This window comes from Halobacterium wangiae (genome assembly GCF_021249345.1).
In the GTDB taxonomy this organism is placed as follows: Archaea; Halobacteriota; Halobacteria; order Halobacteriales; family Halobacteriaceae; genus Halobacterium; species Halobacterium wangiae.
In genome coordinates, this window is sequence record NZ_CP089588.1 from 2,866,905 (window position 1) to 2,890,987 (window position 24,083).

At 66.4% G+C, this 24,083-nt stretch carries 27 protein-coding genes; 12 read left to right on the top strand and 15 right to left on the bottom strand.

The window, feature by feature from the left end:
* Positions 1-61: 61 nt before the first annotated feature.
* Positions 62-745 (top strand): DUF7504 family protein, encoded by a 684-nt coding sequence (locus tag LT965_RS15120; RefSeq protein WP_232701689.1) that lies wholly within the window; start codon positions 62-64, stop codon positions 743-745.
* A gap of 4 nt (positions 746-749) precedes the next feature.
* On the opposite strand, the gene LT965_RS15125 is transcribed toward LT965_RS15120, so the two are convergent.
* The gene (locus tag LT965_RS15125) at positions 750-983 is read right to left on the bottom strand and encodes a hypothetical protein (protein WP_232701690.1); all 234 of its coding nucleotides are present in this window, start codon (positions 981-983) and stop codon (positions 750-752) included.
* 129 nt (positions 984-1,112) lie between these two features.
* Between LT965_RS15125 and LT965_RS15130 the strand changes: the two genes are divergently transcribed.
* Positions 1,113-1,982 carry a transcription initiation factor IIB family protein gene (locus tag LT965_RS15130; protein WP_232701691.1) on the top strand — a complete coding sequence of 290 codons (870 nt, stop codon included), beginning with the start codon at positions 1,113-1,115 and terminating at the stop codon, positions 1,980-1,982.
* Positions 1,983-2,012: 30 nt separating this feature from the next.
* Here LT965_RS15130 and LT965_RS15135 read toward each other — a convergent pair whose 3' ends face one another.
* The 3 genes from LT965_RS15135 to LT965_RS15145 are packed head-to-tail and all read right to left on the bottom strand — an operon-like array spanning position 2,013 to position 4,597.
* On the bottom strand, positions 2,013-2,948 hold the full coding sequence (locus tag LT965_RS15135) for a C40 family peptidase (RefSeq protein WP_232701692.1): 936 nt from the start codon (positions 2,946-2,948) through the stop codon (positions 2,013-2,015).
* A 23-nt stretch (positions 2,949-2,971) separates the two neighbouring features.
* The gene (locus tag LT965_RS15140) at positions 2,972-3,748 is read right to left on the bottom strand and encodes a carbon-nitrogen hydrolase family protein (protein ID WP_232701693.1); all 777 of its coding nucleotides are present in this window, start codon (positions 3,746-3,748) and stop codon (positions 2,972-2,974) included.
* 48 nt (positions 3,749-3,796) lie between these two features.
* Complete coding sequence (locus LT965_RS15145) at positions 3,797-4,597, bottom strand: ZIP family metal transporter (protein WP_232701694.1); 801 nt, start codon at positions 4,595-4,597, stop codon at positions 3,797-3,799.
* 107 nt (positions 4,598-4,704) lie between these two features.
* On the opposite strand from LT965_RS15145, the gene LT965_RS15150 reads away from it, so the two are divergent.
* The 3 genes from LT965_RS15150 (at position 4,705) to LT965_RS15160 (ending at position 8,226) form a co-directional block, all read left to right on the top strand.
* Positions 4,705-5,007, top strand: coding sequence for a MazG nucleotide pyrophosphohydrolase domain-containing protein (locus LT965_RS15150; RefSeq protein ID WP_232701695.1), 303 nt, complete (start codon positions 4,705-4,707; stop codon positions 5,005-5,007).
* A gap of 61 nt (positions 5,008-5,068) precedes the next feature.
* Entirely contained in the window at positions 5,069-7,171 is a 2,103-nt protein-coding gene (locus LT965_RS15155) for an acetate--CoA ligase family protein (RefSeq protein ID WP_232701696.1), read from the top strand.
* Entirely contained in the window at positions 7,168-8,226 is a 1,059-nt protein-coding gene (locus LT965_RS15160) for a phosphotransacetylase family protein (protein ID WP_232701697.1), read from the top strand. Before LT965_RS15155 ends, LT965_RS15160 begins: the two co-directional genes overlap by 4 nt.
* Here the strand turns inward: LT965_RS15160 and LT965_RS15165 are convergent.
* Positions 8,218-8,616, bottom strand: a complete 399-nt coding sequence (locus LT965_RS15165; protein WP_232701698.1) for a chemotaxis protein CheW — start codon at positions 8,614-8,616, stop codon at positions 8,218-8,220. The two genes, LT965_RS15160 and LT965_RS15165, sit on opposite strands and share 9 nt — an antisense overlap.
* Positions 8,617-8,704: 88 nt before the next feature.
* Here LT965_RS15165 and LT965_RS15170 point away from each other — a divergent pair, with 88 nt between their 5' ends.
* Together LT965_RS15170 and LT965_RS15175 are read left to right on the top strand one after the other, a co-directional pair.
* Positions 8,705-9,046 (top strand): ArsR/SmtB family transcription factor, encoded by a 342-nt coding sequence (locus LT965_RS15170; RefSeq protein ID WP_232701699.1) that lies wholly within the window; start codon positions 8,705-8,707, stop codon positions 9,044-9,046.
* Between the two features lie 69 nt (positions 9,047-9,115).
* Positions 9,116-9,397 carry a DUF7521 family protein gene (locus LT965_RS15175; protein ID WP_232701700.1) on the top strand — a complete coding sequence of 94 codons (282 nt, stop codon included), beginning with the start codon at positions 9,116-9,118 and terminating at the stop codon, positions 9,395-9,397.
* Positions 9,398-9,412: 15 nt separating this feature from the next.
* Here the strand turns inward: LT965_RS15175 and minD are convergent, their stop codons facing one another.
* The 10 genes from minD to LT965_RS15225 form a co-directional block, all read right to left on the bottom strand.
* Positions 9,413-10,351, bottom strand: a complete 939-nt coding sequence (gene minD / locus LT965_RS15180) for a MinD/ParA family ATP-binding protein (protein WP_232701701.1) — start codon at positions 10,349-10,351, stop codon at positions 9,413-9,415.
* A 45-nt stretch (positions 10,352-10,396) separates the two neighbouring features.
* Positions 10,397-12,130: an archaellar assembly protein ArlJ/FlaJ gene (gene arlJ / locus LT965_RS15185; RefSeq protein WP_232701702.1), complete on the bottom strand. Its 1,734-nt coding sequence runs from the start codon at positions 12,128-12,130 to the stop codon at positions 10,397-10,399.
* A gap of 1 nt (position 12,131) precedes the next feature.
* Positions 12,132-14,021: an archaellum flagellar ATPase motor FlaI gene (gene flaI / locus LT965_RS16770; protein ID WP_232701703.1), complete on the bottom strand. Its 1,890-nt coding sequence runs from the start codon at positions 14,019-14,021 to the stop codon at positions 12,132-12,134.
* Between the two features lie 9 nt (positions 14,022-14,030).
* Entirely contained in the window at positions 14,031-14,804 is a 774-nt protein-coding gene (gene arlH, locus LT965_RS15195) for an archaellum protein ArlH (RefSeq protein ID WP_232701704.1), read from the bottom strand.
* Complete coding sequence (gene arlG, locus LT965_RS15200) at positions 14,801-15,253, bottom strand: archaellum stator protein ArlG (RefSeq protein WP_232701705.1); 453 nt, start codon at positions 15,251-15,253, stop codon at positions 14,801-14,803. Before arlG ends, arlH begins: the two co-directional genes overlap by 4 nt.
* Positions 15,254-15,691, bottom strand: a complete 438-nt coding sequence (gene arlF / locus LT965_RS15205) for an archaellum stator protein ArlF (protein WP_232701706.1) — start codon at positions 15,689-15,691, stop codon at positions 15,254-15,256.
* Positions 15,675-16,991: a FlaD/FlaE family flagellar protein gene (locus LT965_RS15210; RefSeq protein ID WP_232701707.1), complete on the bottom strand. Its 1,317-nt coding sequence runs from the start codon at positions 16,989-16,991 to the stop codon at positions 15,675-15,677. Before LT965_RS15210 ends, arlF begins: the two co-directional genes overlap by 17 nt.
* Positions 16,992-17,086: 95 nt before the next feature.
* Entirely contained in the window at positions 17,087-17,557 is a 471-nt protein-coding gene (locus LT965_RS15215; protein WP_232701708.1) for a FlaD/FlaE family flagellar protein, read from the bottom strand.
* Positions 17,557-19,443, bottom strand: a complete 1,887-nt coding sequence (locus LT965_RS15220; RefSeq protein WP_232701709.1) for a methyl-accepting chemotaxis protein — start codon at positions 19,441-19,443, stop codon at positions 17,557-17,559. The genes LT965_RS15215 and LT965_RS15220 overlap by 1 nt, the downstream gene beginning before the upstream one ends.
* Positions 19,444-19,509: 66 nt before the next feature.
* Positions 19,510-19,761, bottom strand: a complete 252-nt coding sequence (locus LT965_RS15225) for a DUF7385 family protein (protein WP_232701710.1) — start codon at positions 19,759-19,761, stop codon at positions 19,510-19,512.
* A gap of 157 nt (positions 19,762-19,918) precedes the next feature.
* Between LT965_RS15225 and LT965_RS15230 the strand changes: the two genes are divergently transcribed.
* The 5 genes from LT965_RS15230 to cheF1 all read left to right on the top strand — a co-directional run bounded on the left by LT965_RS15230 (position 19,919) and on the right by cheF1 (position 24,080).
* The gene (locus LT965_RS15230) at positions 19,919-20,494 is read left to right on the top strand and encodes a flagellin (protein ID WP_232701711.1); all 576 of its coding nucleotides are present in this window, start codon (positions 19,919-19,921) and stop codon (positions 20,492-20,494) included.
* A 2-nt stretch (positions 20,495-20,496) separates the two neighbouring features.
* Positions 20,497-21,087 (top strand): flagellin, encoded by a 591-nt coding sequence (locus tag LT965_RS15235; protein ID WP_232701712.1) that lies wholly within the window; start codon positions 20,497-20,499, stop codon positions 21,085-21,087.
* A gap of 2 nt (positions 21,088-21,089) precedes the next feature.
* Positions 21,090-21,746: a flagellin gene (locus tag LT965_RS15240; protein WP_232701713.1), complete on the top strand. Its 657-nt coding sequence runs from the start codon at positions 21,090-21,092 to the stop codon at positions 21,744-21,746.
* 70 nt (positions 21,747-21,816) lie between these two features.
* Entirely contained in the window at positions 21,817-23,037 is a 1,221-nt protein-coding gene (locus LT965_RS15245) for a HEAT repeat domain-containing protein (RefSeq protein WP_232701714.1), read from the top strand.
* Positions 23,038-23,210: 173 nt separating this feature from the next.
* The gene (cheF1, locus tag LT965_RS15250; protein ID WP_232701715.1) at positions 23,211-24,080 is read left to right on the top strand and encodes a chemotaxis protein CheF1; all 870 of its coding nucleotides are present in this window, start codon (positions 23,211-23,213) and stop codon (positions 24,078-24,080) included.
* Positions 24,081-24,083 lie beyond the last annotated feature (3 nt).

The window sequence follows — 24,083 nt, forward strand, 5'->3', positions numbered from 1 at the left end:
TTTATCTAACTGTTTCTACACCAAATATTTATCAAAGTGGTTGCCGTGGGCACATGTAGTGATGGCAGACGCTGCCTCCGGCCACAGGTGGACCGACTCTCCTGTCGCGTTCGGCGACGCGCTCGACGAACTGAAGACCGCGGGCTGTATGCTGCTCGTGGTCCAGCCACCGGACGGCGACGGGGGCCACGCCGGGTGCGGGCGGATGCTGGGGTCGGATGTCTCCGGCGACCGGCGACGACTGTTCGTCCAGACGGACGCCGCTCGCGCAGCGGGCCACGGTCACGCAGACCACCACGCAGGGGAGAGTCGGACCGTCGTGTTCGACACGACGGCACGTGCTGCGACGGCCACTGCGCCGACAGACACGCCGGCGGACCAGCCGACCACAGTCACCGACAGCCTGGCAGCACTCGCGGACGCGGCGGAGACCGAACTCGACGCACTCGCACCCGCGAGCGGCTTCGAACCGGGGGCGCTCAGAGTCTGCGTCGACTCCTTCGGCGGCCTGCTCTCGGCCGAGGACCTCGCCGCGGCCGCCGACTGCGTAGAACGACTCCAGCGCGCCGTCACGGCGAGAAATGGAATGGGGCACCTCCACGTCAGCCGCCAGGTCCCGGCGAACGCCGTCGAGGCACTGCTGCCGATGTTCGACGCGGTCGTCGAGGTCGCCGACGCCGACGAGCCCCGTCAGCGCTGGCACCTCCTCGACGAGTCGCTGTCGACGGCGTGGCTCGAACTGTGAGCTACTACTCCCGGTCGTCGTCGTCGTCGGTCGCCATCTCGTAGTTCTGCTCGCCACTCGTCTCCTCGTCGTCGGGGTCTTTTCCGGACTCCTCGACCGATATCTCGGCCGTCACTTCGATCTCGATTCCCGGTTGCTCAAGCGTGGCCTCGAAGGTCTCTGTGTCCTCGACTTCGACCTCCAGTTCCGCCGAGTCGACCTCGATCTCTACCTCGGTGTCGACGTAGGTGTCGCTCATCACCCGTCACTACGCGGTCGACGTGGAAAACGTCTGGCTGCGGGTTCGGCGTTCGCCTCCGCCGTCGCGACTGGACCCCCAACCACCCCGAGTTATATGTCGCCGCACCACACAGTGGTGGACGATTCGATGACGACCGAGGAGACGGGTCTGGACTCCCGCACCGTCGACGAGGCACTCGACACAATCGAGGACGGTGCTGACGCCCTGAGCGTTCCCACGGAGACCGAGGAGACGGCTTCGGCGGTGTTCCGCCGCCACAGAGAACAGCACGACGCCCACCCATACTCAGTCGTGACGACGGCTGCGGCCTGCCTCTACGTGGCCTGCAAGGTCGAGGGCGTCCCCCGGACCGTCGACGAGGTCGTCGACGCGACCGGCGCGGACCGGACGCACCTGCTGCGGCGCGCGAAGGACGTGACGAGCGAACTCGCCATCGACCTCTCCGGGTTCGCGGACGCCACGCGGTACGTCGAGCGATACGCCGACGAACTCGACCTCCCCGAGGCGGTCGCGGCCCGCGCGAGCGACATCGTGGACCGCTGTGAGGAGGCGGGCATCGCGGGCGGGAAGTCCCCGAGCGGCTGGGCAGCCGCGGCCATCTACAACGCCAGCGTGGAGGCCGACATGAAGGTCCGTCAGGACACGCTGACGGAACTCGCGGACGTGACCCACGTCACCATCCGGAACCGCTACCAGGAGCAGCGGGAACTGCTGCGCGAACGGAATCCGCCGCCGGAGACGGCGACCGAGGCGGTCGCGTGGTACTGCGAACACCTGCCGGTCTCCGACTACGTCGCGTCGGCCGCCCGCGACCTGCTCGCGGCCGTCGCGGAGCGCCGGGACGTCGACGACGCGCCGGCCGAGTGGGCTGCTGCGGCACTCCGAGTGGCGGGCGAGCGCGCCGGCACACCCGTCGGGATGAAGGCACTGAAGACGCCGCCCGGCTGTCAGTCGGAAGCGATCCACGAACGCGAGCAGGCGTTCGAGGACTGCTGACTGCCGCTGTTCTCGGGGGATCGGCGGTGTTCAGAGGAGGCGTCGGGCGCACGCGAACGACTCGTCGAGGTCCGCGACGTAGTCGTCGGCGGTCGGGTCGAAGCTGTTCTCGACGACCGCTTCCGGCGGACCGTACGCGTGGACGAACGACTGTGGACCGGTAGCGATGGCGACGTGACCCGGGAAGAACAGGAGGTCGCCGGCCACGAGTTCGTCCCGGGAGACGGGGTCACCGACGCCGCGCTGCTGGTCGGCGTCGCGGGGGAGCGTCACGCCGTGGCGGTGGTAGACGACCCACGAGAGGCCGGAGCAGTCGATACCGTCGTCGGTCACGCCACCCCAGCGGTACCGCGTCCCGAGGTACTCGAGGGCGGTCGACACGACGGACTCACGGGTGGGTTCGGCTGGTGGCACGACGCCGTCGGTGCGCTCCACCTCCACGCCGGTACGGAAGCGAACGAGGCCGTCACCGGTTCGCTCGCACTCCGTTCCGTGGGGGACGGCGACTCCGTATACAGCGAGGTCGTCGGTGGTCTGGACGTCGGGGTCGACTGCCACCGCGTCGCCGAGTGCGTCCTCGTCGACCCAGCCGACGTAGCCGTCCGGCACGCGAACGCGGTGCCAGCCGTCGGCCGTGTCGAACCCGACGGCGTCGGCGCCGTACCGGAGTTCGGTGACGCGTTCGGCACCCGGGTCGGGGTCGGCGCGGACGGCCGCGGTGCGGACTGTAGCGGTGACTGGTCGTGCGTACGAATCCAGCACGCGTACCTCGCAGTCGACGGGTTCCCGAGCGGCGTCGCGGGCCGCGGAGAGCGCGCGCTCGCGGAGTGCTGGAGTCGAGACGGTGCCGACGAGTGCGAGCGGGTCGCGCTCGACGTGGAGGTCGAAGACGGCGACGCGGTCGTCGGGCGCCCAGCGACTGCGGCAGCGCTGGAGAGCGAGTGTCGCGCGGCGGGCAGCGTCCATGGGCCGGCCGACGTGTCGGGTGGCTATGAATCCCCGGCAAACACGGGGATGAACTCGCGCTGCTCGGCCAGGAGGTCGGGGTCGAGGTCGGCGACGAGCGTGCGGTCGTCGCGGTTCAGCGACGCGCTGACGGCGCCGTCTGGGCGCACGACCGCCGACCGCCCCGCGTACTCGACGACCGGTGAGTCCGGGAGTTCGCGGCGGCCCGTGCGCCCACAGCCGACCACCCAGCGCACGCCGTCGAGTGCACGAGCGCGGAGGAGGAGTCGCCAGTTCTCGCTGTACGACCCCGGCCACGCGCCGACGACGAACAGCGCGTCGACTCGCTCGCGGGCGAACGCGGCGCTCACCTCGACGAAGTTGAGGTCGTAGCACGTGACGATGCCGGCCTCGCCGACGGGGGTCTGGACGGTGACAGCCTCGTCGCCGGCCGCGAGCACCGCTCGCTCGCCCGCCCAGCGGTTGCGCTTCCGGTAGAACGTCCGGTTGCCGTCGGGCGTGACGTAGACGGCGGTGTTGTACAGTTCCCCCTCGGCGTCCTCGACGAACCCGGCGAGCACCGCGACGTCGTAGTCGCTGGCGTACGCTGCGAGACGGTCGAGTTCGTCGCCATCCCGGTGGAGCGCGGCGTCGGAGACGCGGTCGTCGGCGACGAAGCCGGTGAGCGCGTACTCCGGGAACAACGCGACGTCCACGCCGCTGTCGAGCGCGGCGAGGCGTTCGCCGACCGTGGCGAGGTTGGCCGCCGGGTGGAGGTCCGCGACGTCGGTCTGGCAGGCGGCGACGGTGGGAGTCGGCACACCTCCGCATCGACCGGCAGCGTGCAAAAGTCCGGCGCTCCGGTTCGTCTACGCGACGAACAGCATCGGCACCATCCCGACGATTCCGACGACCAGTCCGGCCGCGAGTTCCCGGTTGGCACCGCCCGGGATGCGCTCGCCGATCTCGAGGGCCTCCGGGATGAACTCGTGGATCACGAGGAACACCATGGCGCCGCCCGCGAAGCCGAAGCCGACGGGGAGCAGCGTCCGTGCGACCTGGACGAACGCGAACGCGAGCACCGCGCCGATGGGCTGGGGGACGCTGGTGAACACGGCGACAGCGACGAGTTTCCACCGGCGCGCGCCGTGTTCGTGGAGGGGGATGGAGACGGCCAACCCCTCCGGGATGTTGTGGATCGAGATGGCGATGGTCATGAAGATGGCGAGCAGCGGCACGGTGAACCCGAGAATCGGGTAGCCGCCCTCCAGCCCCATGTCCGCGAAGGAGACACCGACGGCGACGCCCTCGGGGAACGAGTGGACGGTGAGTACGCCCGCGATGAGGACGAGTTTCTTGAAGTCCGCCTCGGCGATCTCGCGGGGCGCGAACTCGTAGCTGTGGATGACGTAGTCGGCGACGAGGACGAGCGCGACGCCGACGGCCGCGCCCGCGGCGACCTCCAGGGGGGTGCCGTAGTTGAGTCCCTCGCGGAACAGCCCGAACCCGGATGCCGAGAGCATGATGCCCGAAGCCAGCCCCCAGAGGCCGACGCGCCACCGGTCGTTCACGTCGTCGACGAAGAAGAACGGGAGCGCTCCGAGTCCCGTCGCGAGGTCCGTCAGCAGTCCGGCGACGAAGACGAACGCCAGCGCACCCGTCAGTTCCATGTCTGCCCCTACGGGGAACCGCCGAATATTACTTTCCCTTTCGGAAAAATATATTTGGCAAGCCTAAAACCCAGTGAGTGAAGGCGGACGGACACGTTCGGACGACCATGGACGACCAGGACCTAGTCGCCGACTTCCTCGACGACAACGACCTCCACGCACCCCCCGCGAACCGTGTGCTCGACCTCGCCAGTGAGGTCGGGGAACTCGCGAAGAACGTCAACGAGAGCACCGACTACGGCGCCAGCGACGGTGCTGTCGTGGAGCGCGACGAACTCGGCGACGCCCTGTTCTGCCTGCTCGCACTGGCCGACGAACTCGACTACGACGCCGGTGCGGCCCTCAACGAGGCGCTCGCGAAGTACGCCGACCGCATCGAGGAGACCGGCGGCGCTGGGTCCGGCGAGTAGAGGTCTCGGACGGTGGGGACGCTGACCCGGTTTTATACCCGTTCCTGTCGATAGTCAGGGCGTGAAGACAGCAGACGAAGCGGGCGGGCTGTTCGCCCCAGAGCGCGTCGCCGTCGTCGGTGCGACGGACCGCGAGGGGTCGATCGGCCGCGCCATCGTGGAGAACCTCGCGGACTTCGAGGGGGAGGTGGTCGCCGTCAACCCCGGGCGCGACACCGTGCTCGGCTACGACTGCTACCCGGACCTGGCGTCGGCGCCGGACGTCGACCTCGCTGTGGTCGTGGTGCCACCGGGCATCGCGGTCGACGTGGTCCGGGGCGCGGGCGAAGCCGGCGTCCGGAACGTCGTGGTCATCACCGCGGGGTTCAGCGAGACCGGCGGCGAGGGCGCCCAGCGGGAGCGCGAACTCGCGACGGTCGCCGACGAGTACGGCATCAACCTCGTCGGGCCGAACAGCCTCGGCGTGCTCTCGACGCCGACCGGTCTGAACGCGACGTTCGGCCCGTCGAACGCGCTGCCCGGCAACCTCTCGTTCATGAGCCAGTCGGGGGCGTTCATCACCGCGGTCCTCGACTGGGCGAACGACCAGGAGATCGGCTTCAAGGACGTCGTGAGCCTCGGGAACAAGGCCGTCCTCGACGAGACGGACTTCATGCGTCAGTGGCGCGACGACCCGGAGACGGACGTCATCCTCGGCTACCTCGAGGGCATCGAGGACGGCCGCGAGTTCGTCGACACCGCCCGCGACGTGACCCAGGACACGCCAGCCGTCGTCGTCAAGTCCGGTCGCACGGAGGCGGGCGCACAGGCCGCGTCCTCCCACACGGGTACCATCGCAGGGAGCGAGTCGGCTTACGAGGCGGGCCTCGAACAGGCCGGCGTGGTGCGCGCGGACAACGTCCAGGAGCTGTTCGACTTCGCGCGCGTCCTCGACGGCCTCCCGCTGCCGGACTCCGAGCGCGTCGCCGTCGTCACGAACGCCGGCGGCCCGGGCGTCATGGCGACAGACGCCGTCGGTGACTCGCGGCTCTCGATGGCGTCGTTCACCGACGACACGCTTGACACACTCACCGACTCACTGCCCGAGGAGGCGAACGTCTACAACCCGGTCGACGTCATCGGGGACGCGGACATCGACCGCTTCGAGACGGCCATCGACGCCGTGCTCGCGGACGAGAACGTCGGGTGCGCGATCGTCGTCTCCGCGCCGACGGCTATCGTCGACTACGAGGAACTCGCGGGCGTCGTCGTCGAGCGGCAGGCCGAGCACGACAAACCGGTGTGTGCGTGTCTGATGGGGGGCGAACGGACCGCTGGTGCGTCGGCGGTGCTCGGCGAGGCCGGCATCCCGAACTACTTCGACCCCGCGCGGGCCGTCAGCAGCCTCGACGCGCTCGCCGTCCAGCGCGAGGTACAGGCCCGCGAGTACGAACCCCCACGCGAGTTCGACGTCGACCGCGAGCGCGCCCGAGAGATCCTCGAGAGCGCCGCCGAGCGCGGGTCCACCAGACTCGGCGTCGAAGCGATGGACCTGCTGGCTGCCTACGGCATCCCCATCCCGGCGGGAGAGGTGGTCGACGACCCCTCGGAGGCGCTGTGGACGGCCAACGACATCGACGGCCCCGTCGTGATGAAGATCGTCAGCCCGGACATCCTCCACAAGTCCGACATCGGCGGCGTCAAGGTCGGCGTCCCGGACGAGGAGGTCACCGACGCCTACGAGGACCTCGTCACGCGCGCGAAAAACTACCAGCCGAACGCCACCGTCCTCGGCGTACAGGTCCAGGAGATGGTCGACGTCGACGGCGGCACGGAGACCATCCTCGGGGCCAACCGCGACCCGCAGTTCGGACCGCTGTTGCTGTTCGGCCTCGGCGGCATCTTCGTGGAGATACTGGAGGACACGAGCGTCCGCGTCGCGCCGGTCTCCGGCCGGGAGGCCAGTGGGATGATCGACGACCTGGACTCGGCGCCGCTGCTACGGGGCGCCCGCGGCCGGGACGCCGTCGACGAGGACGCCATCGTGGAGAGCGTCCAGCGGCTCAGCCAGCTCGTGACCGACTTCCCGGCCATCCTCGAACTCGACGTGAACCCGCTGCTCGCCACCGCCGAGGGCGTGCAGGCACTGGACGTCCGACTGACCATCGACCCCGACGAACTATGAACACGCTACTCGTCACCTCGACCGAAGCAGGCACCGGCAAGACCGCCGTCTCGCTCGCCCTCGCGCGTCTCGCGCAGGAGCGCGGCACCGACGTCGGCTACATGAAACCGAAGGGCACCCGACTCCAGAGCAACGTCGGGAAGACCCTCGACGCGGACCCGATGCTCGCCAGAGAGCTCCTCGGCCTCGACGCCGAGATGCACGACCTCGAACCCGTCGTCTACTCGCCGACGTTCGTGCAGGGCGCCATCCGTGGCCGTGAGGACCCCCCGGAGCTCCGCGAGCGCGTCCGGGAGGCCTTCGAGGGGCTCTCCGCCGACCGCGAGTTGATGGTCGTGGAGGGTGCCGACGACCTCGCCACGGGCGGCATCGTCGACCTCACTGACCCCGACATCGCGGACCTGCTCGACGCGCGCGCTATCGTCGTGACGCGGTACGAGGAACCCGGCGACGTCGACGACGTGCTGGCGGCCGCCGACGCGCTCGGCGACCGCTGTGCGGGCGTCGTCTTCAACGCCGTCGCGGACGCCACCTACGACGACGTCGAGACCGAGGTCGCGCCGTTCCTCGACGGCCGTGACGTCCCCGTGGTCGGCGTCCTCCCGAACGACCAGCGACTCGCCGGCGTCACCGTCGCCGACCTCGCGGACGAACTCGGCGGTGACGTGCTCACGACGGGCGGTGGCGAGGATGCGCTCGTCGAGCGGTTCCTCGTCGGCGCGATGAGCGGGGAGAGCGCGCTCCGACACTTCCGCCGCACGAAGGACGCGGCGGTCATCACGGGTGGGGACCGCGCCGACGTGCAGACCGCAGCGCTCGACGCGCCCGGCGTGCGCTGTCTCGTGCTCACGGGCGGCCACAGGCCATCGGGTGCCGTACTCGGCAAAGCCACAGAACAGGACGTCCCCGTCATCGCCGTCCGGTCGGACACGCTGACCACGATCGAACGCGCGGAGGAACTCGTCCGCGGCGGCCGGGTGCGGGACGCCGAGACCGTGGACGTGATGCAGGGACTGCTCCACGACCACGCGGACGTCGACGCGCTCCTACACTAGGGCGGCTGGGTCGACCCAGACGACGAAGCGGTCCTCGCGACGGATGACACCGCGGGTCGTCTCCGAGGCGGCCGAGTCGTCGAGGGCGTCCTCGCTGACCGACTCGACCTCGTGGACGTTGTCGACCAGCAGTCCGGTCGCGTCCTGGTCGGAGAGCACGACGATGCGCTGGCCGTCCGGTTCGCCGTCGACCTCGAGGTTGACTCGGGGGTCGACGACGGTCGTGGTCTCGCCGCGGAGGTCGACGACCCCCACGACGTTCGCGTCGGCGTTCGGGATGGTGGTCACGTCCTCCGTCGCGTCCACGATCTCGTCGACGTGGCCGATGTCGATACAGTACCGGCCGTCGTCCAGCGAGAACTCCAGCACGTCCGTCTCTTCGTCAGCCATAGGGGCGACTCTGCAACGGACCGGATTAAGCGTTTGGTCTACGCGAGCCCCGACAGTCTTTTTTCCCCCCGCTCCCATCCTTCGCTCGATGGACCCGGTGGACGTGTTGCGGGTACTCGGTAACAAGTACAACGCCGAGATACTCGAAGCCACACACGCCCCGAAGTCCGCCCAGGAGCTCAGCGAAGAGCTCGACATCCCGATCGCGACGAGCTACCGGCGCATCGAGGAACTCAGCGAGCACGACCTCCTCAAACTCGAGGGGAAGGAGCTCTCCGACGAGGGCCGTCGCACGAAGGTGTACCGGCGGCAGATAGACGAGATCTCCGTCCAGTTCGGCGTCGACGAGACGCGCGTCGACACCACCGAACGCACCGAGGCCAAGAACGCGCTCGTCGACGTGTGGAGCGACCTTCGTTCCGAGCGCTGATTCTCCTAGCTAATAACCGGGGGGACAAGTTTATACGGCGCGTGGAGTACCACCGTACAACACCGCGATATGCGCCTCATCGAAGCACTCTACCTCGTATTCAGCGGGACGCTGGCCGCGGCCGGTCTCAGTATGGTCTGGTTCGCGGTACGGGCCTACCGGAACACGGGCCGTTCCGCCATGTTGTACCTCTCCGTGGGGTTCGGACTCGTCGTCGCCGCCGCACTCGGTACGACGGTACTCGCGTTCCTCACGGGGTTCGAACAGACGCGAACGCTGCTCACGGCGAACTACCTCCTGACCACCACCGGGTACATCTTCGTGATGTACAGCATCGTCATCCGTAACTGACCGCCGGGCGCGGCGTCAGGAGAACCGGGACTTCACGCGGTCGAACAGTTTCACCCGTCGGTCGGTCGCGTCCGGACTCTCGTCGAGACCCGCTTCCTCGATGAGTTCCTCCAGGGAGATCTCGTAGACGGGGCCGTCGGCGTCCGGTGGCTCCGCCGGTTCCTCGACCTCTCCAGTGTCGGGGTCCACCCACTCGAAGCCCGCGTCTGGCGCCGTGCTCGGTTCCATCCCGACGCTGTCGGCGAGTTTCGCGGCGAGCCGGTCGTAGGCGCGCGCCGCGGGACTCTCCGGTTGCAGGTCGACGACCGGTCGGCTCTTCCTGACGGCCAGTTTCACCGCGTCGTCGTGGGGGACGCTGGCTGTCACCGCCTCCGTCGTTCCCAGTGCGGCAGCGATCCCCTCGACGTCGTCGAAGCCGCCGTCTCCGGTCCGGGTGAACACCGCGCCGACCACGGGTTTCTCCAGTTTCGTCACCAGTTTCCCGGTCTTCGTCGCGTCCGTCAGGGAGGCCAGTTCGGCCGTGGTCACCAGCAGGACGCCGTCCGCGACGCTCATCGCCATCGCGATGTCGTAGCTCAGTCCCGCCCCGGCGTCCAGCAACACGACGTCGTTGCGGTCCCGGAGGTACTCGACGACGCGGTGCAGCGACTTGGCGTCCGCCTCCGCGAACTGTTCGAGGTCCGTGGAGCCGGGGACGAGTGTGAGGCCGTTCGTCTCGTAGGTGGCTTCGGCCGGCGACGCGTCGCCCGCGAGCACGTCGTGGAGCGTCGTGTCGGGCTTCACGCCGAGCAGGCCAGCGAGGTTCGCCATCCCGAGGTCGACGTCGACCAGCGCCACGTCGAACCCGTCGTCGGCGAGTGCAACCCCGAGATTCGCGGTCGTCGTCGACTTCCCGACGCCACCCTTCCCACTGGCGACGGCGAACACGTACCCGTCGCCTCCGACCTCGTTCATCGTTCGCCACGTAGCGGGGTACAGTACATAAGTGTGGCTCCGTCGTCAGACCGACAGCAGCGAACCGACGAGGTCCAGGGTCAGCGAGGCGATGACCGCCGAGATCCACGTCAGCGCCACGAAGTGGACGTACGCGTTCACCTTGTGCCCGCCGTCGATGACCCGGATCATCAGCGAGGAGAGCAATGCGTTGACCAGGATGGTCAACACCAGCAGGTACTCGATGAGCTGGATGTCGTACACCTGGGTGTTGATGATGCTGCCGACGTTGAACGCGGGGTTCGAGAAGTCGAGTCCGAGTCCGGAAATGACGTCGACGATACCGAGGCCGATGAAGAACGCGAACGTCGCGGCCGCGGTGATGCCGTAGAGGACGCCGATCATCGTCGAGACGGACTGTGCACGACGCTGGCGCAACTGCAGCACCTCGCTCATATTCCGCGAGATGAGCTCCCCGAGGTGTTTGGGCTCCCCACCCATCTGGCGACCGATGAGGTACATCTCGCTGAACTTCTGGATGAGGTAGGAGTGGGCGTCCGCGGTGAAGTGCCGCCACGCGAGCGAGGCGTCCAGCCGGAGGTTCAGTCGCTTGTAGAGGTCGTCGACCAGTCCAGTGAGCGCCCCGAAGTTCTTGTCGCGCAGCGACTCCAGCACGCGCGTGGTCGTCGTCTGGCGGGCCGTCTCGCTGGAGCCCAGCCCACGGATGAAGCTCGTGAACGAGTCGTCGCGGTCCTTCACGCGCTCCTCCTCGACGTGTGCGAGGATACCCGGGACGAGCAGCGGCGTCGTCGGCACGGCCGCGTACATGGGGAGCGGCACCGAACCAGGGTCGATACCCGTCCAGCCGAGCAGGACGGCCAGCACCCCCACGACCGCTCCCAGAGAGAGCAACCCTCCCACCGCCGTCGCCCCGCGGAGTTTCCACTCCGTCCACGTCGTTCGGTTCTCCGGGAAGTACCAGAGGGGGTCGCTCGGCGCGAGCGTGAAGATGGCGTAGAGGAACCCGATCTGGATGAACGAGTACATCACCACGACGGCGGACACCGTCATCGTCGGGTTCGTCCCGGAGAGGATGGGGAGGACGGTCGCGAACACGAGCGCGAACGTCACAGAGAGGATCATCGACAGGTAGAGGTCCTTCATCACTTGGAGGTTGTCCAGTTGCCCCTCGTAGGCCGTCACGTAGTTCCGGATGATGGCGTCCTGTTCGGTGGTCAGGTACGACTCCAGGCTCTCACCGGAGTTGATGGTGTACGCCAGACGGTCGAGGAAGTCCGCCAGCAGGTCGCTGGGGACCTTGTTCGCGCGCATCCGGCAGGCGTCGTCGAGGCTCTGGTTCCACGCGTCGATGAGCTGGACGACCCGACGGGCCTCCTCGGCGAGCGGCCCGTACTCCTCCTCGGCGCCGATGCGGCGGAACACCTCCACGCGGTCGATGTTCGTCGTGGACAGCACTGTCATGTGCGTCACGAACAGGTGGAAGCGATTCTCCATGCGCGTGCGGCGCTGGTCCAGTCGGATCTTCGGGTAGAGCACCGCCGTGACGAGGCCGAGCAGGCCGAGCATCGGGATCGGCAGCGTCAGGAATATCGGCAGGTCGAAGACCAGCACCGCTACCACCGAGAAGACGAAGAACAGCACCGACGGGGCGACGATGAACAGCGCGTACTTGAACGTCGGCATCGGCATCTGCCGGTAGGACTCCAGGACGGAGTCCACGATGTCGCCGAAGTCGAGGTTCTCGAGCGTGCCAGTCGCTTCGACTTCCTCGGTGGACATGTTAGAACCCGCGGGAGATCGTGAACGGCAGTCCTTCGACGCCGTCGCGCTGGAACGCCGCCACGGTGTCGTTGAAGTCGTGGTAGCCGACCAGGTCCTCCTGGATGATGCGCTCGATGATCTCCGCACGGAAGTCCATCTCCTCGTAGATCTCGCGGGTGTCGGCGTAGCCCAGCAGCGTCGCGATCTGCTCTTCGAGCACGTAGGAGTTGTTCCGACCCTGGAAGACGATCTCGTCCTCGACGGGGTCCCAGTAGAACGCCTGCCGAGTGACGACACCGCCCATCTCCTTGGAGTACCCCTCGATCTCCTGGACGGAGGTGACCCGACGCAGGACGTCGTCGCCCTGCTTGACGCGGTTCTGGAACAGCGCAACGTCGGCGTTGTCCATGAACGTCTCCGGGACGTTGATGGGTTCCCCGGTGAACCGCTGGATCATCGAGACGATGTCGCTGGCGTGGAACGTCAGCATCACGGGGTGGCCGGTCTGGGCCGCCTGGAACGCCATCCGACCCTCCTCACCACGCACCTCACCGACGATGATGTAGTCGGGGCGGGAACGCAGCGCCGCCGCGACCAGGTCGAACATGTCCACGTCCGCGGAGTTCTCCCCCTGTCCCTCGCGGGTCAGGAGTTGCTGCCACGTGTCGTGGGGCGGGATGACCTCCGCGGTGTCCTCCGCGGTGTAGATCTTCGAGTCCCGCGGGATGAACGACATGATGGAGTTCAGCGTCGTGGTCTTCCCGGACGCCGTCTCCCCGACGACGAACACCGTCTGCTCGTTCTCCAGGCAGAGCCAGAGGTACGCCGCCAGCTCCGGCGACAGCGTCCCCCACTTCGTGATCTGCCCGACGGACAGCGGCACGTCGTCGCCCTGACGGATGGTGAGCGAGGGTCCCTTCAGGGAGACGTCGTCGCTGTAGATGATGTTGATACGGGAGCCGTCCGGGAGCGTCGAGTCGACGATGGGGTCGGAGTCGGACACCGGGTCACCCATCCGTTCGCCGATGTTGCGCAGCCAGCTGTCGAACTCCTGCTGGGTGCCGAAGTCCACGGTGGTCTCGAGCATCCCGTAGGTCCCGTGGTCGACGTAGCAGCCGCTGGGGCCGATGACGTGAACGTCCTCGTTGTACGGGTCGCGCATCACCGGTTCGAGCGGCCCGAGGCCGACGATGTCCCGGTTCAACTGGTAGCGGATGTTCTCGTAGGTCGTCTGGTTGACGGGGATGCGTCCGAACCCGAACGCCTCCTCGAGGGCCTCCCGCATGATCGGTACTGCCGAGCGGAACTGGTTCGCGAAGTTGCTCGGGGCCGACGCCACCCGGCGCGCTCCAGCCTTCACCTGCTGGGTGGAGAGGTCGCCGGAGTCCATGGACATCTGCCCGCGTTCGTCGCTGACCATCGTGTCCGCGACCGACGACGCGTCGAGGTCCTTCACGAGGGACCCGAGGTTGTTCGGGAGCTGGCGGACGCGGTGGAACACGCCGAGTTCGTCGTCGTCGTTGACCCGGACCGTCTCCTCTAACAGTTCCTCGATGCGGTCGTCGTACTCGGCTTCGGCCTCCGGGGCGGGCTTCTGGACGGACTTCTCGAGGATGCGCTCCTGGACGTTCGCGAACACCGCTGCTTCCGGCCCGGAGAGCTCGGGTTCGATGGTGTAGTACTTGGTGTCCTTCCCCAGGTCGCCGTAGACGTGGCAGTAGATGGGACCGCCCACGGGGTAGAGCACGTTCGGCTTGTCGGCCTCCCAGTCGTCGGACGGTTCGTCGATGAGTTCCGGGAACTCGCCCGTGAACTGCTTGAACCGCTGGAGGTACTCGCGCAGATGGGTGTAGCGACTCGCGGTCTCCCGGAGTTCGTGCCCAATCTGTCTACTCCCGTGGTCTGCCATGGTGATCTCCTACGCCACACTGCGACTCTCGATGACGATTCCGGTCCCGGACCGAACCGAGTACCCAATCGTGTCCCCGACCTGTTCGCCCATGCCGGCGAAACGGCGTACGGCGATCGAGCGGCGGACGTCGTTGCCGACCTCCACCATCTGTAACTCGAGGTACACGTCGGCGATGGACCGGAACGGTCCGATTGCCTCTTCGTCCACCGTACTCGGGTCCACCGTCAAAACGATGACCTTTCCCTGCGAGACGACGTCCCTGAAGAACGAGATGATCTCGAGGGCCGCCTGCCGCTCGTCGTTCTGACGGACCAGCGCCTCGAACTGCGGGTCGTTCCGGAGGATGGCGTCGAACGTGTCGATGATGACGGCGTCGGCCTGCCACATCTTCTCCGCCTCCATCAGCCGTTTCAACAGCTGTTTGCGGTTCCCGTCCTCCTCGTCGTCCACACCGCCGGTGGTGCGGAGCGCGCTCTGGCCCGTGTCCACGTCCGCGTGGAAGAAAAGCAGGTCCTCGTTCAGGAGGTGTTCCTCCACGTCGTAGCTCAGCGAGTGCATCTGGTCGATGAACCCGCGGACCGTCAACTCCGTCGAGACGAGCGTGACGGAGTGGTTCTCCTCGCAGAACCCGTGGGTGAACCGCTGGCTCATCGCGGACTTCCCGGCGCCGTAGTCGCCCTCAATGAGGACGATGCTGCCGCCCGGAATCCCACCGCCGAGTTCGTTGTTCAGTCGGTCGTGCGCGTCCAGGCCGAGCGAGTAGAGATTTCTCGTACTCATGTTCTGAACTCCAACACCTCCTCGTCACCGTGGACGATGACGACGACCCGATGGTCGCCGGGGTCCAGGTTCACGTTCGTCGCGTTCACGCGAGCGACGTTGCCCGGGGTCCAGCTGTCGCCGTTGACGACATCGACGGTCAGCTCCGAATGGTACTGACCGTCGACGATGAACTCGACGACGTCAGGGTCGGCCCCCAGGCTGTTCGACCCCGTGTTCTTCAGGAGCACCGTCAGGTTGTCGTCGACGCTGTCGTAGATCGAGTCCGGACTCCCGGGGTCGCTGATGATCTCTATGTCGGTCTGTATCTCCGTGCTCACGTCCATGCTCCTGTCGCCGAGGGCGTCGCTCAACCGCTGGACGCCGTTCGTCATCGTCCCCGCGACTGACGCTGCCACGAGGATGCTCGCGATGAAGATGATGAGCGTCGACGAGGAGACGCTGGCCACTCAGACCACCCCCGTCGCCGTGACACCCGGCGACGTGACGACCTTCACGCGGTTCGGTTCGGAAGGCGCGGTCAGCGTGACGCTGTACGTCTCGCCCGGGAGCCACAGCGTCGTGTCCGACTGGCCGTCGACGTTCCAGCTGTCGTAGCCAGCCTGACCGTAGAACTCGCCATCGACGAGTAGGTCCGTTTCGTTGATCGACAGCGACGTCGCACCTTCGTTAGTCACGTTCACCGTCAGTTTGTCGTCACCTGAGTTGTACGTTACGTTCGTGACGTTCACTGCGGTGTTGCGCTGTTCGAGGACGCGCTCTCCGTGACCGTCGTCGGCGTCCTGCACGCGCTCGTACCCGTTGTACGCCGCCGAGTAGAGGATGCCGACGCTGACGAAAGCGGCGATGAACAGGATCGCCGCCGAGCCACTAACGCTGAATCCCATTCCTGTGGAGGTCCTCGCAGCGGTCGACGATGGCACGCTCGATGTCCTCGCTGGCCAGCTCCTCGATGTAGTCGAGGCTCTTCAGGTGGTCGTCCATCGTCAGTTCTGTCGTCCCGAACTCCTCCCGGTAGAGGTAGTCCGAGTCCGTGAGCCCCTCCAGGTAGTCGAACAGCTGGTCCCGCACCGGCTCGCCGATCCAGCCGATGCGCTCGTAGTAGTTCAGCGTGCGCACCGTGTTCTTCGGCCCGAACTCCGAGAGCAGGTAGTCCAGCCACTCCAGGCAGATCACGTCCCCGAGGTAGCCCTTCGGAGGCTCGACGAGGTGTGGTCCGTCACCGCGCGTGCGCAGGCCCAGCGCGGGCGGCGTTCCGCTCGCCTCATCCGGTCCTGGGTCCGGCTCGGACGCTCCGAACTCGAAGGCCTCCTCGGTGTCCGCCTCTTCCTCTGCTTCGGCTTCGAGGTCGGAGTCGTCGAACCCGAGGTCGGGCTTCTCGTCGGCCTCGATACCCGCGTCGTCGGGTGCTTCGCCCTCGGCCCAGTCGGCGTCCCCCGACTCGTACTCCTCTTTCAGCTCGTCGAAGGACGTCCCACCGCCGCCGCCGTCGGATTCCTCGTCTTCGTCGTCGAAGTCGTCGAAACCGTCCATCCCCTCGTCCCCCTCCTCGTCGGCATCCTCGAACTCCCCGAACTCGTCCATCTCCTCGCCCTCTTCGAGGTCGTCCATCCCGTCGTCGAATGCGTCGTCCTCGAAGAAGTCGTCCGCGTCCGCGTCCGCGATGTCGGAGTCGAGGTCGTCGCCACCGGCGTCCTCTGCTTCCTCTTCGTCGTCGAACAGGCCGAAACTCTGGCCAGCGGCGTCACCGCCACCCATCGCGTCCGGGTTCACGTCGTCGACGAACGGGTTGACGCCGCGAGTGACCATCTCGTAGATCTCGAGGAGTTTGCGGACGTTCTCCTCGACGTCCTCGACGCTCTCGCTGATCTGTTCGTTCTCGCTGCGGACGGTGTTCGCCTTCGAGGCGACGTTCGACACTTCCGTCTCGAGTTCCTCGATGCGGTGTTCGAGTTCGTTGACCGAGGAGTCCTGCATCCCCCCACCGCCTCCGCCGTCGTCCATGTCGTCGAACGACCCGAACTCGTCGTCGAAATCGTCGTCGAAGTCGTCGTCCATTCCGAACTCCTCGTCACCCTCGGAGTCCCCCGACCCCTCGTCGTCATCGAGCCAACTGGCCATACCGACGGCCAGCGCCCCGAACTGCACGAAGACAAGGGCAGTCGGGGTGAGGTGGATAAACTTCATCGGGATAATACACGAGAGTCCCGCGTAATTAATGTTCTCCCCCAGTTCTCAATTTGATGAATCGGGTAGGGGATGCTTACACCGGGGTCAGCGAGCTACTCCATCGAGGCGAGTCGAGCGATGAACACGAGGCTCAGCACGTGATCGGCCATCTCGAGGTCGGCGTGGTCCTCCTCGTCGGCCGGACCGGCGAACCCGCGGACGTGGTTGCGCAGTTTCTCGCTGGCCTCCTCGCCGATCCAGCCGATGTTCTCGTAGTAGTCCAGGGCCTGCAGCGAGCGCTTAACACCGCCGCGCTCCAAGAGGAACTCCAGCCACTCGAACAGCGTGATCTCCGCGGCGTACTTCCCCGGCATCGACTGCAGGTACGGCCGTTCCAGGCGCTCCTCGCTCGCACTGGAGTGCATGAACAGGAGCTGTTTCAACTGGCCGGACCGCACGGCCTCCTCGGACTCCTGCTCCTGCTCGGCGAGCCGTTTCTTCAGCTCGCGGATGTTCACGTCGTCGCCCTGCTGGGCGGCGGTGCGCAGTTCCTCCGGGTCGTACTCGCGTGGGTTGAGCGTCATTAGTTACTCTCCTCCGTGTTGGTCAGCTGGTCGACGCGCTCGTCCAGTTCGCGAACCGCTCGGGACTGTTGCTGCGTCGCGTCGACGATCCGTTCGGACGCGTCGGCGGCGTCCGCTGCCTGGTCCTGGACCGACTCGATGGTGACGATGACCTCCTCGACCGTCGAGGCCTGTTCGTCGTTCGCGCGCGCCACCTCCGTGATTCCGGTCGCGGCCTCGTCGACCGCGTCGGCGATCTCCTCGAGCGCGGTGAGCGCGTCGTCGATCTCGTCGCCCGCGCGGTGGATCTGCTGGTGGGACTCCTCGACGGCGACCACCGTCTCGTTCGCCTGCTGCTGGACCTCCTCGATGCTCCCCGCGATGCGCTCGGTGTGCGAACGCGTCTCGTTGGCGAGCTCTTTCACCTCGTCGGCGACGACCTCGAACCCGCTCCCGGCTTCGCCCGCGCGGGCAGCCTCGATGTTCGCGTTGAGCGCCAGCAGGTTCGTCTGGTCGGCGACCTCGGCGATGACCTCGACGACGTCCTCGATCTCGTCCATCTTCTCCTCGAGTTCGGAGACGCTGTCCACGAGGTCGTCGCTGATGTCGATGACCTCGTTGGTCGCCGTACTCGCGCCCTCGCTCGCGTCGAGCCCGCTCTCGGCGGCCGTTTGTGCCTGCTCCGCGGCGGCGGCCACCTGGTCGGAGCTGGCGGCGACCTCCTGCATGCTCGCCGAGAAGTTCTGCATCTCGCTCGCGGCCTCCGACAGCATCTCGTTCTGGTCGCCGACGACCGTCGCGATCTCGTTCGCCTCGGCCGTCGCCTCCTGGATGGAGGACGCCAGCTCCTGGGTCTTCCCGTCGACCTGCCCGACGAGCCGCTCGAACTGGTCGGCCATCGAGTTCAGGTCGTCGACGACCTGGACGAGTCTGTCGTCGATGTGGCCGCGCTGCTCGAACGACGCCCGGGATTCCAGGTGACCGTCCTGCAGTTCCTGCATCGTCGAACGGAGTTCGGTCACGAGGTCCTCCGTCGCGTCCGCACGTTCGACGTCCTCGGTCCGGTCGTTGACGGTCTGGACCACGGCGATCAGCTCCCCGTCGTCGAAGATCGGGCGTGCACTAAACTCGATCTCGTGTTTGTCGCCCGCCCGCGTCACCATCGTCCCGGAATCCTCGTAGAGGACGTACTCGCGGTCGGCGCGGGAGACATCGAACTCCATCTCGGCGCTGTTGGGTGCTTCCAGCACCTGCTCGGCCAGTGTCATCGAGCGGCTCCCGTCGGCGTAGATAGCGTCGCACGCATCGGTCGTGCCGACCGCCTCCGATGCCGAACAGCCCGTCAGCTCCTCAAGCGCGTTGTTCCATGCGACGACCTCGCCGTCGGCGTCCAGCATGAACACCGGCATCCCGATGCCGTCGAGCAGTTCGTCGTCCTCTACGTTCAGTTCGTCTGCGTCCGCTCCGTCCTCACCGAACTCGGCGACACCTTCGGCGGCGTCTCGAACGACGGCGTCCAACCCCGCCCGGAGTTCGGCCTCCGCCCGGTCCAGGGGCTGCTCGTCGAGTCCTTCCTCGTTGAGCCGGTCGAACACGGCGTCCACGACGGCGTCGACCGACGCCTCGTGGGCCGAGACGAATCCGGCTGCACCGATACCCGCAGCCTCGTAGGCCGGGACGTAAGCTCCGGGGCCGGCCGAGTTCTCCTCGAGGAGTGCGTCGAGGTGGTCGGCCGCCTCGGACGGGAGCGACGGGTCGAGCCGAGTCGTGTCGAGCTCGTACCGCTTCCGAACAGCGGCCCCGTGTCTGTCGTGCTCGCCGAAGGAGATCTGGCCGGCGTCTGTACCGCCGTCAGTCGCCGTCCGCTCGGACCCTCGACCGAGCAGCTTCCGAAGGGTACCCAGCATTCGTGGCTAATGCGGGCAAAGTAGCTATAAAAGATTTCCCCCTCGATTACCAGCGCTTAGAATCGCTCACGGAAGACCTCCTACGCGCGCGTGCGTGAATAGAAGTACTTTATCGCGTTCTCGGAGGAGACAGAGATGGATGTCCTCGTCAGCGGAGAGCGTCCGCGTCCGTTCGCGAGTCTCCAGTACCTCGTCGAACGGTTCGTCACAGACGGGGCACTCGACACCGTCCCGGTTCTCCAACAGCGTCGTCTCACCGGTGTCCCGGAGCAGTTTTAGCCGGTGTCTAAGCGCCTCGAGGTCGATGCTCGCGGCCATACGTGCCCGGATTCGCCTGTCGTCTTAGCTCTTTTGTCGGCCCGCTTAACGGAGTTTTTCATGGCTGATAACCACGCCCATAGACTTTAGTACAGTTGTCGGAATTTTCGGACTAAGCCCCAAGCAGCCCGTTTGGGTGGGGGCGAACCAGAAAACAATGTTCGAGTTCATCACCGACGAGGAAGAGCGTGGTCAGGTGGGTATCGGGACACTCATCGTGTTCATCGCGATGGTCCTGGTCGCCGCGATCGCCGCCGGCGTCCTCATCAACACCGCAGGCTTCCTGCAGACGAAAAGTGAAGCGACTGGCGAAGAAGCGACCGCACAGGTCTCCAACCGTGTGACGGTCGTCTCCGCAGCCGGTAACGTCACAGACAACCAGGATATCGACTACGTGAACGTCACGGTCATGCGTGCGGCCGGCGCCGAGAACATCAACCTCTCGGAGGCCACCGTCCAGTGGATCGGCCCGAACACGGCCACGACACTGACGCACGCGGACGCTCCCAGCGCGAGTGAGTTCTCCACCGACGACGTGAAGGGTGGGAACGATCCGGTGCTGGCGACCCAGGACAGCCGCATCAACATCGTCATCAACTCGACGAAGGTCGGCAGTGGTCTGGGTGGCGGGCAGCAGGCCCAGCTGACGATCACGACGCAGTTCGGTTCCCAGACCGAGTACTGGGTCAGTGTGCCGGAATCACTGCAGGGTAAGAACGTGGTGAAGCTGTAACGATGTTCGAGTTCATCACCGACGAGGAAGAGCGTGGTCAGGTGGGTATCGGGACACTCATCGTGTTCATCGCGATGGTCCTGGTCGCCGCGATCGCCGCCGGCGTCCTCATCAACACCGCAGGCTTCCTGCAGACGAAAAGTGAAGCGACTGGCGAAGAAGCGACCGCACAGGTCTCCAACCGTGTGACGGTCGTCTCCGCGGCAGGTAACGTGACGGACAGTCAATCGATCGACTACGTGAACGTCACGGTCATGCGTGCGGCCGGCGCCGAGAACATCAACCTCTCGGAGGCCACCGTCCAGTGGATCGGCCCGAACCAGGCTACGACGCTCACGCACAACGGTACTGACACCTACAGTGAGCTGACCGGCAGCGAGTTCGGTACCGACGACGTCAAGGGCGACAACGATCCGGTGCTGGCGACCCAGGACAGCCGCATCAACATCGTCATCGACTCGACGAAGGTCGGCAGTGGTCTGGGTGGCGGGCAGCAGGCCCAGCTGACGATCACGACGCAGTTCGGTTCCCAGACCGAGTACTGGGTCAGTGTGCCGGAATCACTGCAGGGTAAGAACGTGGTGAAGCTGTAACGATGTTCGAGTTCATCACCGACGAGGAAGAGCGTGGTCAGGTGGGTATCGGGACACTCATCGTGTTCATCGCGATGGTCCTGGTCGCCGCGATCGCCGCTGGCGTCCTCATCAACACCGCAGGCTTCCTGCAGACGAAAAGTGAAGCGACTGGCGAAGAAGCGACCGCACAGGTCTCCAACCGTGTGACGGTCGTCGGTGCGACAGGAAACGTCAACACTGTCGACCAGGACGACGCCGTCGATAACGAGACTATCCAGTACGTGAACGTTACGGTCATGCGTGCGTCTGGTGCCGAGAACATCAACCTCTCGGAGGCCACGGTCCAGTGGATCGGCCCGGACAACGCCGAGACGCTCACGAACGGTCCCGAAAGTGCAACGGGGACGAACGCGACCAAGTTCGCGACCGTGAACGTCAACGGTGACAGTACGGACGTCCTCGCGAGTCAGGAGACGCGCATCAAGCTCGTCCTGAACGCGACGGCCATCCGGAACCCGGGAGCCAACTGGCAGGCTGCCGACGGTAACAACAACATCACTGGTCTCGCCGAGGGCGAGAGCGCCCAGATCGAGATCACCACCCAGTACGGTTCGACGACCCCGTACTGGCTGTCCGCACCGGAGTCCCTGCAGGGCAAGCAGGCCGTCAAGCTGTAGCGGCTCCACTCTTCCCGTCGTATCGCCTCCTGAACGTCACGATTTTGTAGTCGTACTCTAATCGGTAGGTGTGCCATCGCTGTACGGACTGGAGCGCTCCGGCGACGTCGAGAAGCTAGTGGAGCTGCTCCGGGAGAGCGAAAAACCGACGGTCCGACGCCGAGCAGCCGAAATTCTGGGGAATCTCGACGACCCCGAGTCGGAGGGTATCGACGCGCTTGTCGGTGCGATGAGCGACGACGACGAGACGGTGCGCGCGGAGGCCATCGACGCGCTCACTCAGCAGGAAGCGGTCGACGCGCTGATGAAGGGCCTCGGACAGGAGATCCCCGATTCCGGTGCGACGTGGGCGCAGGCGGAGGCGTTCGTCGAGAACCTCACGTCCGGGACGACCGAACTCCGGATGGCGGCGGCGAACGTCCTCGGTCTCCTCGGGGTGGAGGACTCGGCTCGACCGCTCGCCAAACGGCTGCAGTCCGAACCACACCCCGAGGTCCGGGCGCGCATCGCGCGAGCACTCGGTCGGGTGGGCGAGCCCGCCGTGACGAGCGTCCTGGTCGAGTGCCTCCACGACCAGCCGCTGAAGGTGCGCCGGGAGGTCGCGGAGTCGCTCGGACGACTCACCACGAAGGACGCGCTCGGTGGGCTCCTGTCGGTCGTCGACGACGACAGTGAGGCGATGCGAAGGACTGCAGTGAGTTCGCTCGGGCAGTTCGAAAACGCCAAACCCGTCGACGCGCTCGTCGAACGCCTCGGGGACCAGAGCGACCTGGTGCGACGCGCGGCCGTCTTCTCCCTCATCGAGATCCTCTCGAACGTCCCCCCGGACCGGAGCCACGAACTCCGGGAGACGATCGTCGACCGGATGGCCGAGCGCAGCGACCCGAGCGTCGTCGCGTCGCTGATCGAGATCATCGAGGAGGGGACCCAGACCCACCAGCGGCGGAACGCGACGTGGATGCTGGGTCGCGTCGCAGGAGGGCAGTCGACGAAGCTGGACGCAGTGGAGGCGCTCCGAGCGGTGCTCGGCGAGGACGACGACCTGATCTCGCAGTTCGCCGCGACCGGTCTCTCCGAGATCGGCGGTCGGTCCGTGGAGACGTCGCTACTGGAGGTCATCGAGACCGACGAGTACGGCGACGACGCCGTCGCGATGGCGGCGTTCGCGCTCGGGAAGGTCGGCGGTGACCGATCGCGCCAGCGTCTGGAGCGACTCGTCGAGGAGACCGAGAACGACGAGGTTCGGCGGCGGGCGTTCTCTGCGATCTCGAAACTGGGCGGCCACTCCTAGCGGGTGGTGGATAGTCGCGAGGGGGTTTCGGGTGGCGATTTCAGACGCGAGAATCGCACGCAAAGCATTAAATACGCCTCCTGAATAGTGTCGTCCGACATGAGTACGGAGGCGTGGCGTCGGTGCGAGAACGGCGTTGCCGCTACGCGCACAGCCATGCTCGCAGGTGAGGAATGAGCGAGTCCGAGTACAAAATCGCCGACGGTGCGGGGAAGTTCCTGCAGGCCGTCAAGGACGGCCGGCGGATGAAGGACGCGGCCTGGACGAACGGCCGCATCCTGCTGTCGAACAAACGCATCGTACTGGCGGGCAACGACGGCAAACGGAACCTCCCGCTGTCGGAGGTCGCCAGCCTGAGCGGTCGCTACGACGTGAACCAGACGGTCGCACAGGTCAGCGACTACGTGAGCATCCAGATGAACAGCGAGAGCGTGCTGTTGCTCTCGATGGGGGAGAACACCGAGGAGTTCGAGGGGAAGCTGTACGGCGCGCTCCTCGACCAGACGGAGATGCTCGTGAAACACCCCGCAGTGAAAGGAGGCGTCGTGCAGGACGAGTCCTTCGAGCGCGCGCGCATCAAAGTAGACGAGGACCAGTTGAGTGTCGCGATGTCCAACGGCTCGTTCGTTTCCGTGGACCTCGACGACGTGGGATCGGCCGAAGCGGCCTCCCTCGACGTTGACGGCGAGAAGAGCCCCGTGCTGAAGGTCGAACACACCGTCGACGAGGCGAGCGTGCAGACGTACTTCTCGAGTGACTCCCACACGTGTTCGATCCTGGAGTCCCTGCTGAGCAAGGAGGCACGGAAGAGCCAGGGGTCGGTCGAACTCTCGGAGACGGAGAAGCGCGTGCTGATGGCGCTGTACTCGGGGGTGTCGTCGTTCGAGATCCCGGACTTCCTCGGGATGGACGTCGACGAGGTCGAGGGGATCTTCGAGCGACTCGTCGAGGTGGACGTGCTCGAGGAAGTGCGCAAGCGCCGAGAGGTCTCGATGAAGACTCGCGGCCGGAACATCGCCAGCGAAGCTATCAACGAGGAGTGACGG

What these genes read in the sequence shown, in the direction of transcription:
- LT965_RS15120 (WP_232701689.1), top strand. Translation starts at nt 62, where the DNA reads ATGGCAGACGCTGCCTCCGGCCACAGGTGGACCGACTCTCCTGTCGCG.
- LT965_RS15125 (WP_232701690.1), bottom strand. Translation starts at nt 983, where the DNA reads ATGAGCGACACCTACGTCGACACCGAGGTAGAGATCGAGGTCGACTCG.
- LT965_RS15130 (WP_232701691.1), top strand. Translation starts at nt 1,113, where the DNA reads ATGACGACCGAGGAGACGGGTCTGGACTCCCGCACCGTCGACGAGGCA.
- LT965_RS15135 (WP_232701692.1), bottom strand. Translation starts at nt 2,948, where the DNA reads ATGGACGCTGCCCGCCGCGCGACACTCGCTCTCCAGCGCTGCCGCAGT.
- LT965_RS15145 (WP_232701694.1), bottom strand. Translation starts at nt 4,597, where the DNA reads ATGGAACTGACGGGTGCGCTGGCGTTCGTCTTCGTCGCCGGACTGCTG.
- LT965_RS15150 (WP_232701695.1), top strand. Translation starts at nt 4,705, where the DNA reads ATGGACGACCAGGACCTAGTCGCCGACTTCCTCGACGACAACGACCTC.
- LT965_RS15160 (WP_232701697.1), top strand. Translation starts at nt 7,168, where the DNA reads ATGAACACGCTACTCGTCACCTCGACCGAAGCAGGCACCGGCAAGACC.
- LT965_RS15165 (WP_232701698.1), bottom strand. Translation starts at nt 8,616, where the DNA reads ATGGCTGACGAAGAGACGGACGTGCTGGAGTTCTCGCTGGACGACGGC.
- LT965_RS15170 (WP_232701699.1), top strand. Translation starts at nt 8,705, where the DNA reads ATGGACCCGGTGGACGTGTTGCGGGTACTCGGTAACAAGTACAACGCC.
- LT965_RS15175 (WP_232701700.1), top strand. Translation starts at nt 9,116, where the DNA reads ATGCGCCTCATCGAAGCACTCTACCTCGTATTCAGCGGGACGCTGGCC.
- minD (WP_232701701.1), bottom strand. Translation starts at nt 10,351, where the DNA reads ATGAACGAGGTCGGAGGCGACGGGTACGTGTTCGCCGTCGCCAGTGGG.
- arlJ (WP_232701702.1), bottom strand. Translation starts at nt 12,130, where the DNA reads ATGTCCACCGAGGAAGTCGAAGCGACTGGCACGCTCGAGAACCTCGAC.
- flaI (WP_232701703.1), bottom strand. Translation starts at nt 14,021, where the DNA reads ATGGCAGACCACGGGAGTAGACAGATTGGGCACGAACTCCGGGAGACC.
- arlH (WP_232701704.1), bottom strand. Translation starts at nt 14,804, where the DNA reads ATGAGTACGAGAAATCTCTACTCGCTCGGCCTGGACGCGCACGACCGA.
- arlF (WP_232701706.1), bottom strand. Translation starts at nt 15,691, where the DNA reads ATGGGATTCAGCGTTAGTGGCTCGGCGGCGATCCTGTTCATCGCCGCT.
- LT965_RS15210 (WP_232701707.1), bottom strand. Translation starts at nt 16,991, where the DNA reads ATGAAGTTTATCCACCTCACCCCGACTGCCCTTGTCTTCGTGCAGTTC.
- LT965_RS15215 (WP_232701708.1), bottom strand. Translation starts at nt 17,557, where the DNA reads ATGACGCTCAACCCACGCGAGTACGACCCGGAGGAACTGCGCACCGCC.
- LT965_RS15220 (WP_232701709.1), bottom strand. Translation starts at nt 19,443, where the DNA reads ATGCTGGGTACCCTTCGGAAGCTGCTCGGTCGAGGGTCCGAGCGGACG.
- LT965_RS15225 (WP_232701710.1), bottom strand. Translation starts at nt 19,761, where the DNA reads ATGGCCGCGAGCATCGACCTCGAGGCGCTTAGACACCGGCTAAAACTG.
- LT965_RS15230 (WP_232701711.1), top strand. Translation starts at nt 19,919, where the DNA reads ATGTTCGAGTTCATCACCGACGAGGAAGAGCGTGGTCAGGTGGGTATC.
- LT965_RS15235 (WP_232701712.1), top strand. Translation starts at nt 20,497, where the DNA reads ATGTTCGAGTTCATCACCGACGAGGAAGAGCGTGGTCAGGTGGGTATC.
- LT965_RS15240 (WP_232701713.1), top strand. Translation starts at nt 21,090, where the DNA reads ATGTTCGAGTTCATCACCGACGAGGAAGAGCGTGGTCAGGTGGGTATC.
- cheF1 (WP_232701715.1), top strand. Translation starts at nt 23,211, where the DNA reads ATGAGCGAGTCCGAGTACAAAATCGCCGACGGTGCGGGGAAGTTCCTG.